Origin of the sequence: Methanocalculus sp. (assembly GCF_030651615.1) — an archaeon.
Taxonomy (GTDB): domain Archaea; phylum Halobacteriota; class Methanomicrobia; order Methanomicrobiales; family Methanocorpusculaceae; genus Methanocalculus.
The window spans coordinates 1-9852 of the sequence record NZ_JAUSCG010000118.1; the positions used below are offsets into that span (position 1 = coordinate 1).

The 9852-nt window shown below is 51.6% G+C and carries 10 protein-coding genes; 7 read left to right on the forward strand and 3 right to left on the reverse strand.

Translation table 11 applies throughout. From position 1 onward, the window contains the following. The 4 genes from Q7V06_RS05280 to Q7V06_RS05295 all read left to right on the forward strand — a co-directional run. The coding region (locus Q7V06_RS05280) for a sensor histidine kinase KdpD (RefSeq protein ID WP_304839104.1) at nt 1-573 on the forward strand (573 nt) is incomplete at its 5' end. A gap of 101 nt (nt 574-674) precedes the next feature. Continuing rightward, nucleotides 675-1184 (forward strand): metallophosphoesterase, encoded by a 510-nt coding sequence (locus Q7V06_RS05285; RefSeq protein ID WP_304839107.1) that lies wholly within the window; start codon nt 675-677, stop codon nt 1182-1184. 53 nt (nt 1185-1237) lie between these two features. Further along, entirely contained in the window at nt 1238-2017 is a 780-nt protein-coding gene (locus tag Q7V06_RS05290; RefSeq protein WP_304839109.1) for a DUF2115 domain-containing protein, read from the forward strand. Nucleotides 2018-2059: 42 nt separating this feature from the next. Then, nucleotides 2060-2398 (forward strand): cupin domain-containing protein, encoded by a 339-nt coding sequence (locus tag Q7V06_RS05295; protein WP_304839112.1) that lies wholly within the window; start codon nt 2060-2062, stop codon nt 2396-2398. 2 nt (nt 2399-2400) lie between these two features. Here Q7V06_RS05295 and Q7V06_RS05300 read toward each other — a convergent pair whose 3' ends face one another. From Q7V06_RS05300 to Q7V06_RS05310, 3 genes are read right to left on the reverse strand one after another with little or no spacing between them, the layout of a single operon-like run. After that, nucleotides 2401-3225, reverse strand: a complete 825-nt coding sequence (locus Q7V06_RS05300) for a hypothetical protein (protein ID WP_304839115.1) — start codon at nt 3223-3225, stop codon at nt 2401-2403. A 38-nt stretch (nt 3226-3263) separates the two neighbouring features. Next, nucleotides 3264-3812, reverse strand: a complete 549-nt coding sequence (locus Q7V06_RS05305) for an META domain-containing protein (protein WP_304839117.1) — start codon at nt 3810-3812, stop codon at nt 3264-3266. Further along, entirely contained in the window at nt 3745-5520 is a 1776-nt protein-coding gene (locus Q7V06_RS05310) for a PAS domain S-box protein (RefSeq protein WP_304839120.1), read from the reverse strand. The genes Q7V06_RS05305 and Q7V06_RS05310 overlap by 68 nt, the downstream gene beginning before the upstream one ends. 151 nt (nt 5521-5671) lie before the next feature. Here Q7V06_RS05310 and Q7V06_RS05315 point away from each other — a divergent pair, with 151 nt between their 5' ends. Genes Q7V06_RS05315 through Q7V06_RS05325 form a run of 3 tightly spaced genes read left to right on the forward strand, consistent with a single transcriptional unit; the run spans nt 5672 to nt 9714 of the window. Next, a complete protein-coding gene (locus Q7V06_RS05315; RefSeq protein WP_304839122.1) occupies nt 5672-6967 on the forward strand; it encodes a COG1361 S-layer family protein in 1296 nt (431 codons plus the stop codon). 33 nt (nt 6968-7000) lie between these two features. After that, nucleotides 7001-9229 carry an RND family transporter gene (locus Q7V06_RS05320; RefSeq protein ID WP_304839125.1) on the forward strand — a complete coding sequence of 743 codons (2229 nt, stop codon included), beginning with the start codon at nt 7001-7003 and terminating at the stop codon, nt 9227-9229. Between the two features lie 41 nt (nt 9230-9270). Beyond that, on the forward strand, nt 9271-9714 hold the full coding sequence (locus tag Q7V06_RS05325) for a peptidylprolyl isomerase (protein ID WP_304839127.1): 444 nt from the start codon (nt 9271-9273) through the stop codon (nt 9712-9714). The last annotated feature ends 138 nt before the right edge of the window (nt 9715-9852 follow it).

The following is a 9852-nucleotide window of genomic DNA, read 5'->3' on the forward strand; positions in this document are numbered from 1 at the left end:
TCCGATGATGTCGTTGTTATGCTTACCAGTTGTCTGAAATATATTGATCAGCAGCGGAAGATCATCGATCGGATGCTTGAACTCTCACTCGTCGGCTCAGGTAAAATAGTACCTGTCTGTGAGAGTATCCATCTGCATGAATTCATTGAGGGGGTTATCAGAGGATCTATCGGCGGATCAGAGGCTCGGGTGAAGAATGAGATACCCCCGGATGTCATTATATCCGGGGATCGGTCTCTCCTCAACCAGGTGTTTGCAGGCCTGATATCAAATGCAATCCGGTTCAACAACCCACCCCGGATAGTTACACTTGAATATCAGAGAGAGGCAACAGGCCATGCGATCAGAGTTATAGATAATGGAATCGGGATCGATGCATCTGTACAAAAGAAGATATTTGAGCCATTCCATATCGCTGATCTCGAAAGCCTCAGCCGGAACTATGATCGCCTTGGTCTTGGCCTGCCTATCGCAATGCGATATGTAGAGCTTCATGGTGGAGATATAACGCTTGTAAGTACTCCGGGTCAGGGGAGCACCTTTACCGTCTCTCTCCCGGATAACAATCCCTGAAGTTAAAGGGAGGGAGATACGTGTCTTATCGGATCAATACACCGGGATCATTTAGAAACAGCTCCACCCCTTCAACTCCGCAAAGATAAAGGAGGTGATGAATGAAGATCGGCATCATCTCAGATACCCATGATAACCATCCTCTGATACATGAAGCAATCCGTCTCTTCTCATTACTGGAAGTGGAACTTGTCCTCCATGCAGGAGATATCACCACCCCCTCATCCCTCATACTCTTCTCTGACCTCCCCTGCAGGGTGATCGGAGTCTTTGGCAACTGTGACTACAGGCAGACGACCCTTCTGAAGAAGACCGCTGATACGTGCGCAAACATATCTCTTCAAGGGAGTTTCGTCGATATTACCATTGACGAACTCAGGATCGGTATGGTGCATGGTGACGATACCCTGGCCCTGATCGCACTCGCAGAAGGTGCTCTTCATGACGTGATCATCTCCGGCCACACTCACCGACCCTCAATCAGAGGATCGGGCAGCACCATCTTCATCAATCCGGGTGAAGCTTGTGGAGAGCGGTACGGGGAGCCGACTGTTGCAGTCTTTGATACAGAAGCAAGGAGAGGAGAGATCCTCCCTATCAGATACGTATAATCTCCATCCAGCACCGACAGAGGATAAACAGACAATCATACAAAGAGATCTCCATGAGCATCCGATCACTCTTCCAATGGGTTATATCACAGATCTCAGGGCGACAGAAACAGCCGGAAAAATCCAGAAATGAAGAGATCAATGCTCTTCTCATCGATACGTTTGCAGAGTACACATCAGGCGATCTCACCCCGGGGAGCGGGGATGTTGACCTGATCGATCAGGCCTGCCACCGGATGCAGCATGCTAAGACGAAAGGGGAGCTTCTACACCTCCTTGCGGATGAAATGGCACGATTTGACCTCCGTTACCTGGAGCAGATGTATGCACGGTTCGATGAGAAGACACGAGATCTTCCTCTGAAGTACCGGAACATCCTCCTGCCGAAGGTGAAAGAGCAGCTATTCGCTGCACACCACCGGCTCCTTCTCCTTGCACGGAGCGGTGAGGCTGAAGAGCTGATCGATCCCCTCTCTCCAGCAGTTTGGGCATTCTTCGAAATGGTCGGAATAGCTGCCAGAGAGAAAGCTAAGACGAAGGACCCGACCTTCCTCTATCTCAAATACCTCCTCGCCGGGTTCACCATCTTTGTGATGGATGAACCCGCACATCCGGTCGGCACTCCGTTTCCGGGCGGGCAGATCGTTGATCAGTGGGATGGAGAGTATCTCTGCCCGGTCAGGGATTATGCAGATGAGATCCGCTTCGCCCTCTGCCCCTTCTGTCCGGCAGTACAGAGTGTTGAGCCGACCTACCCGGAGATGAGAAAGGAGAGGAGGAGACGGCGGAGAAAGGAGTCGCTGAATAATTACTGGACAAACTACAAAGGATAGCTGACAGAAGCGGTTAATAGGGGGGAGGACAAGTAGTCGCCCATGAAGATCGTATCAGTCGTCGATGTTCCATCCAGCCCAAATCCGCACCATGTGGATGCACGAAAGTGTTATGATACCAGGCATGCGGTCGCCGTTGTCATCACCCTCCAGCCAGGTGAGGCATTAAAGAAGCATATCACGCCGGTAGATGTCTTCTTCTATGTGCTGGAAGGAAGAGGTATTGTCGAGATCGGTGACGAAAAGAGGGAGGTTACAAAAGATATGCTCTTCGAAAGCCCGGCTAAAATTCCACACCGGTGGATGAACGAGAGCAGCGGAGTCTTCCGGGTGCTCGTCGTCAAGATTCCACGGCCAACCAGTGAGACGAAACTCCTCTGATCCTAGCACTCCTTTATGACGAGCAGTCTCCAGTCTGTTCCATGGAGCAAGACCGTATCCCAGATGATCTGCTTCTGAACACCGGAGAGACCGACGGTGGCAGAACCTCTCTCCTCAACCCCGATACGAGTCATAAACCGCTCCACATCCACAAAGAGTGCATACCCGGGATCTGAGAAGAGCACCTCTCCGATCTCTTCCTCATCGGGACTATAGAGGATCAGACCGTCAACAGTAATAACAAGGGCTCTGAATGGTGCAGTCATTTCAAAAGAATTAACTGCCCCATCAATCAGCCCGGCTGGAGAGAAGAGTGCTGAGATTCCACCTGCAATCGTGCCATCCGGATGGAGAACCGGATACGCAAGTACAGCCGCATCCACCCCCTCAACAGTCCTGATCATGCCTGAGAGCACAGGCTTCTTCTGATCGAGCAGTACCCGGATATGCGGCTGAGCCGAGATATCCGATCCGATAGCAGAAGCAAACTCCGGCGGATAGACACCCGTTATCCGTCCATCAGCATCGATAGTGATGACATCGATCACACAATCCGAAAAGGTATCGGTAACATTCGCAAGTACTTCATGGGTGGAAGGGTCATCAAGGCCAACAGCAGCTGCATGAGCCGCAGCAGAGAGAACCGTCTGGTCGAGGAGATGCAACCGGTCCAGAACCGCAGCATGGAGCTCTCTCTCAAGCGTTTGCTGGATACGATCGTCTGGCGAGGGAGCAGTCTGCTCCCCGGTTTCGGCGACTGATGAACAGCCTGCACCAAACAGAAAGAGGAGGACAACCACTCCGATACTAATCAAGCCATTTCGCATAATGATACGTATGTACCGGAAGAGGAAAAATGGATCTCTTATCTTATCCGGGTTGTCCGACCGGATATGAGGAGTTCGTCTCCTCCGGCACCATACATCATCAGAATGTCACCATCAATCCTGTACGAACGGACATCTCCAAGAAGAGTTATAAACCGGATCTCCTGCTCCATTCTGCTCTCATCGGTGCAATACATCTCCGTCATTACGACCGAACCTATAACAAGCTGATCATCACTCTTACGATACTCAGCCGAGTAGCTGTTGCAGGCAGCATTCCCATTGAGTGTTCCATCATCAGAGAAGTAAAATGTTGTCACAGCATCCGCCCTGGCCATCTCACCCCCTGCATCAGCATAGGCAATCAGCATCCAGGAAGTATCCGACAAACCTGAAGAGGCCGTGATGCATCCGGCGGTGAAGAGGGCGGCCAGAAGGAGACAACCGCAGATCAGAGACGATATACGCATACCGAAGAAGAGGAGGTAAAGAGAGATAACCGTTTGTGTAAACCCACATTCAGCCGCCCTTCCCGCCTTCAAGGAGGCGATCAAGTACCGATCGACACCGGCGAAGCTCCTCTTCATCCTCAAGCTGCCTGGTAACATCAAGACCAGTGCTGATGATATGGGTAACAACACCTTCATCATCGCAGATGACGGTATTTGACCAGTCAACCATCTTCCAGGTCCCGTCCTTTGCGATCCATTTTCCCCTGATCCGTGCCCTCCTCTTCGTCTCGAAGAGGACAGCAATATGGGATCGTACTCCTTCCCTCATCTCAGGCAAAATGAACATATCCCAGATATACCGCCCAAACACCTCTTCTGCAAGATAGCCGGTCAGCTCTTCTGACCTCCGGTTAAACCGGACAATTCTCCCCTCGGAATCAAGGACGAAAAAGGCGCAATCAACAGTTGCAAGGAGCGTATCCGAGAGATCGCGGGAACGACGGATCTCGGCTTCAGCCTCCATCCAGTCGATCGCCCAGCCGATACGCTCCGCAAACAGGGAGAGGAGCCGTTCTTTATCCTGATAATACTCCTCTTTCTCATTTTTTTCAGAGAAACCGACCTCAAGCGTTCCGGCAGGCCTTCCCCCGGAGAGGATGGGTTTTTTGAAGAAGATAAGGAGACCATCAGGACTTCCATTCTCATAGACCTCATCCCCAAACCGGATCCGGATCCCCATCGCCCCCCGTCGTGACCAGCAGTCCCCGATCACCCTGACAATAGAGAAGAGGAGCTCCTCGCGGGAGAAGTTTGAACCGACAACACCGGAGAACTGATGGATACATTCAAGCTCTTTCACCCTCCGTTCAAGCTCATTCTTCTGGTCGATGAGCTCCATCTCCATCTGTTTTCTGTCGGTGATATCATTGCCGACCGAGAGGATACCAACAACCCTGCCATTCTCATCCTTCATCGCCCGGTTCGACCATCTGACCCAGACGAGATCACCAGCTTTCGTGATATTGGCATTTTCATTCCAGCTGAACTGTTCTGTTTTCGTGCAGATCAGACCGATCATCTCACGAAGATTCTTTCCGGTCATATCAGTCGGCGGAACGATCGTCCCGATGACGTTTCTGCCAAGCACCTCCTCTTTTGCATATCCAAAGAAGGTCTCGGCAAATTCATTAAAGAAGAGGATATTGCCGTCTCTATCAAGCTTCAGAATGATCGCATTCGCCATCTCAACAAGCTCGCGGTACTGGCGCTCACGTTCACGAAGCTCATGCACCATCCTGACATGGTCTGAGATATCGACCATCACAATGACATAGACTGCATGGTGCATCTCATCCTGAGAGGGGATGATATGAATATGCAGGTGGGTTGTTCCTCCGGAGAGCTGGTCAAGCGAGTGTTCAAAGACCTCTTCAGACTCTTTCAATCCTTCTGCAACAACGACAAAGAGATCATGAACCTCAGGATCATGCACCGGCAGATGGCGGATATCCCGGCCTGCCACCTCTTCCTGGGCATAGCCGATCAGCTCAGCCAACCCATCATTGATCAGAATGATCCGGTAATCCTCATCAAGGATCATGATCTTCTCCCGCATCCCTGAGATGAGGGAGGAGAGGGGGAGACGATGTGCCAGGGTATAGATCTTCGCCATACCAACGGTGCGCATATCGACCTGACCGGATGCATACATACTGTCAAGATACCGTCCGGTCGAGTGCTTGTTCTTACCCATGGCACGGGCAATCTCGGTGACACTCATCCCTTGTGGATGCATCTTCAGCAGTTTCTGGATCTCGGTAAACTCTTCCCGCTGTGGGCCCATCTGATCATTCTATTATCATACATCTATTAAATACTACCGAGTATAGGTAACATATGAAACCTTACTTTTGACATATATAGGTTACATATAAAAACAATATTTAAATATCAGTGTGACACACGCTGATCAACAGACTGAAATGGAGCTATCAATGAGTATATCATCATGCGTAAAACAGGATGGCATCAGGGTGTTTCTTCTCATCGCCCTGGTCATCGCCGCTATCACAACACCGGCACTCGCCGGTGAGAAGTACCTGTACGGATCGCCGGATCTCCGGGTCGCCATCACCGGCACAAACGAATTCACTCCGGGAGAAGAAGCTACCGTAACCGTGAGAGTCGAGAATACCGGATTAAATATCGTCAAGATCGCCCGAAGCGACATCATCACCCGTGATGACAGCCCTGATATCGCAAAGATGATGACCGTCGGCCTCTCACCGGGATCTGCACCACTCACTATCAAAAGTGATAACCAGATGATCGGTGATGTTCACGGCGGAAGCAGCACCACGGCATCCTTCACTATCCAGTTCAATGAGGATGCAGTCGCCGGGACATACGCAGTTCCGATCAGAATCGAGTACACCTATCTCTCAAGTGCCGAGCAGTATGCAGATGACCTGATCCGATACACCTACAGCACAAAGGTCATCGAAGAGAACCTCAGAGTCGTGGTGAAACCCGACGTCCGGCTTCTCATCACAGACATAACAACTGAGGCTCTCAATGTCGGAACCGAAGGGTACGTCACCCTCACCGTGCAGAATGTCGGATCAGAAGATGCACGATCTGCCACGCTCAAGATCGAACGAAGCGGCGCAAGCCCTCTTATCCCAACCGATGCGAGCGCATTTATCGGTGACTTTTCCGCAGGAACAATAGTAACCCGGACATTCAAAGTATCAGTTTCAACAAATGCCGAGCCGGGAGAGTACCCATTAACGGTGCTTACAGAGTACAAAGATCGAAACGGCCAGATCAAGACATCTGAACCGCGAACGGTCGGAATCAGAACGGGCGGCAAGATCGAGTTTACCGCCATCTCACCACCAGCCATTGTCAGCCCGGGTCAGAAGACCACGATCGATGTAGAATATAAGAATGTTGGCGAAGCACCCGTTTACCGTGCAACAGCCCGGATCTCCGCAGTCGACCCTTTCACCTCAAACGATGATACCGCGTACCTGGGCGACCTTGCACCGGGGGAGACGAAAGTAGCACGATACATCTTAAATGTCGATTCGGGTGCGACCGAGAAGATCTACGGCCTCGACTCAGAGATCAGGTATCGTGATGCCCTCGACAACACACAGATCTCAAAGACGATGAAGGTCGAAGTAGAAGTCGTCCCCCGTGAAGGAGGCATCTCACCGATGATCATCGGTGCCCTCCTTGTCATTGCCCTCGCTGGCGGTTACTGGTACTACCGGAAGCGGAAGTAACCACCCTTTTTTTAAAGGAGATTTCGAACCAGCATGCGACTTTACGAGCTATTCTCTGAAGGAGTAAACAAGTATCCTGCACAGATAGCAGGAGTGATCCTCCTCCTCCTCGTCATCGGACTGTATGGGATGACCCTTACCACGATGGAGACGGGCCCGGAGACCTATATCGATGTTGATACACCCCGGTACATCCTCCTCGACAAATACCAGAGCACCTTCTCATCCGACAGCATCATGGTGCTGGTCGAAACTGAGGATGTGACAAACCCACTCATCCTCTCCTATCTTGAACGTCTTGAAACAGATCTCAGACGGGAGCAGTATGTAGACGGCGTAACAGGAATTACAGACTATATCGTCGCAGCAAACGGAGGTGAACTTCCGACAACAATCGCTGAGATACAGGCAGCAAAAGAAGAGATTAATCCGGCACTCTATGAACGCCTGGTGCCTGCATCATCGATGACGATCATCCAGGTCACTCTTGATGCAGGACTGGATCAGGACACCCAGTTCAGAATCGTCGATAGCATCGATACGCTGATTGGGATCTCAGAACCCCCACCCGGCGTCTCAGTCTCGCTCACCGGAAATCCTGCCTTTTCAAAGCAGATGATGGACGAGATGGGGACCTCAATGGGGAGCCTGATCGGCATTGCGATGCTCCTGATGGTTCTCGCTGTCGGTCTCCTCTTCAGTGCGGTACGGTACCGTCTCCTCTCAGTAGGTATCGTTGCAAGCGGCCTTATCCTGACCTTCGGGTTCATGGGGCTTACCGGCATCAAACTCAACATGGTGACGATTGCAGCATTCCCCGTCCTTATCGGGATCGGGATCGACTATGCAATCCAGTTCCACTCACGACTGGATGAGGAGGTGCGGAGCCGCCCCCTCCCTGAAGCGGTGAGGGAGACGATGGTTCGATCCGGACCTTCTATCCTCTATGCGATGCTCGCCACCTCGATGGGATTTCTTGCGATGTGGACATCACCCCTCCCGATGATCCGAAGTTTTGGAGAGGTCTGCGTCATCGGTGTCATCTGCTGCTACATCGCCGCACTCTTCATTGTGCCGGTCTTTGCCATCCTCTTCAAATACACACCAAAACCCATCCCCGAGAAGAAAGGGCTTGCCATCGGAGATAAATACAATAGAGGACTTGGAGCGATGGTCGGCGGAATATCCCGATTCCCGCTCATCATACTCGCCATCTGCCTCCTCCTTGCTCTTGGAGGTTTTTCAGTCGACGACCAGATCATCGTCAACACAGATGAAAACTCATTTGTACCGCCGGATATGCCGGCAAAAGTGCAGATCGATAAGGTTACCAGAGCGATGGGGCCCTCATCGGCAACACCGATCTTCGTTCGGGGCGATCGTGTCTCTGCCCTTGATTCGATCACCTGGATGCATGAGTTCCAGCAGTATCAGGAGAGGAACGATAAGATCACCGGTACACGGAGCATCGCCAATCTCGTCATCCAGTATAACGGAGGAAATCTTCCAGAGACCGATTCAGAGCTCGTTCGCGTCCTTGAATCAATCCCAATCGAACTCCGCGATCACTACCTGAGCGGCCATTCGATGGCACTCATCGAGATCTCAACCATCGATATGGATTCAACTGTCGGGATGTCTTTTGTCAACCAGCTCCAGGATGAACTCGCCTGGCACCAGCCGCCACCCGGCATAACCGCAACACTCACCGGACAGGGAGAGATGTTCACCGACCTCATCACCCAGATCCGCGAGACGAAGACCCAGATGACGGTCCTTGGATTTATCGTGATCTTCGCCTTCCTCTACCTCGTCTATCGCAAAGCCAGAAAAGCAGTCACCCCCCTCATTCCGATCCTGATGATCGTCGGGTGGAACAGCCTGATTATGTTCGAACTCGGCATCGACTACTCTCCGATGACGGCAACACTTGGTTCGATGACGATCGGTATCGCCTCAGAATACACCATCCTGATCATGGAGCGGTACTATGAGGAGCGGGAGAAGGGACTCGAAAAGATGGAAGCCATCCGCCAGAGTGTCCAGAAGATCGGAACAGCAATCACGATATCAGGTCTTACCACCGTCTTTGGATTCTCCGCACTGATCACCTCAAGCTTTGGGATCATCAGCAACTTTGGAATCCTCACCGTCATCTCGGTCGGATTCGCCCTGATGGGTGCGATCATTGTGATGCCCGCGATCCTCTCGCTCATCGGCAATGGAGTTGAGGATGAGCCTGCAGGGAAGACCGGGGTCTGACACCCACCTTTTTTCACCATTCCCCGCACATTACTTATCAGATGAGACACCCAGGACCTGGTGACAGAGTCTTTGTCAACTTCATCGCACGGCTCGATGATGGGACAACCATCGAGGAATCAGCAGAAGATACACCTGTTGAAGCAGTCATCGGAGCCGGAACAATAAACCCTGCCTTCGATGAGGCATTGAGAGGGATGGCAGAGGGGGAGAGCAGCACAGTCACCCTCCCACCAGAGAAGGCATATGGAAAGTACAACAAGCGGCTGGTCTTTCGGATCAAGAGAAAGAAACTCGATATCAAATGCGACCCGGAACCCGGCGATCTCGTCAGAGTGGGATTACCTGATGGCAGAAAGGCACCAGTCACAGTCATTTCAATCGATGCCAAAAACGTAACCGTCGATGCAAACCACCCCCATGCCGGAGAGACGATCCACTACACCCTGACCCTTGTCAGAATGATACCAGATACTGAGGCTTGATTATGGAGAAAAATCGGATTTACGAGACAGACTGCCTTGACGGAATTTAGGCGATGGAGGCTGGCTCAGTTGATTTCATCGTCACTTCACCTCCTTACAATATCGCGATGGGCTACAACACCTATGATGATACCAACA

What these genes read in the sequence shown, in the direction of transcription:
- Q7V06_RS05285 (WP_304839107.1), top strand. Translation starts at nt 675, where the DNA reads ATGAAGATCGGCATCATCTCAGATACCCATGATAACCATCCTCTGATA.
- Q7V06_RS05290 (WP_304839109.1), top strand. Translation starts at nt 1,238, where the DNA reads ATGAGCATCCGATCACTCTTCCAATGGGTTATATCACAGATCTCAGGG.
- Q7V06_RS05295 (WP_304839112.1), top strand. Translation starts at nt 2,060, where the DNA reads ATGAAGATCGTATCAGTCGTCGATGTTCCATCCAGCCCAAATCCGCAC.
- Q7V06_RS05300 (WP_304839115.1), bottom strand. Translation starts at nt 3,225, where the DNA reads ATGCGAAATGGCTTGATTAGTATCGGAGTGGTTGTCCTCCTCTTTCTG.
- Q7V06_RS05305 (WP_304839117.1), bottom strand. Translation starts at nt 3,812, where the DNA reads ATGAAGAGGAGCTTCGCCGGTGTCGATCGGTACTTGATCGCCTCCTTG.
- Q7V06_RS05310 (WP_304839120.1), bottom strand. Translation starts at nt 5,520, where the DNA reads ATGGGCCCACAGCGGGAAGAGTTTACCGAGATCCAGAAACTGCTGAAG.
- Q7V06_RS05315 (WP_304839122.1), top strand. Translation starts at nt 5,672, where the DNA reads ATGAGTATATCATCATGCGTAAAACAGGATGGCATCAGGGTGTTTCTT.
- Q7V06_RS05320 (WP_304839125.1), top strand. Translation starts at nt 7,001, where the DNA reads ATGCGACTTTACGAGCTATTCTCTGAAGGAGTAAACAAGTATCCTGCA.
- Q7V06_RS05325 (WP_304839127.1), top strand. Translation starts at nt 9,271, where the DNA reads ATGAGACACCCAGGACCTGGTGACAGAGTCTTTGTCAACTTCATCGCA.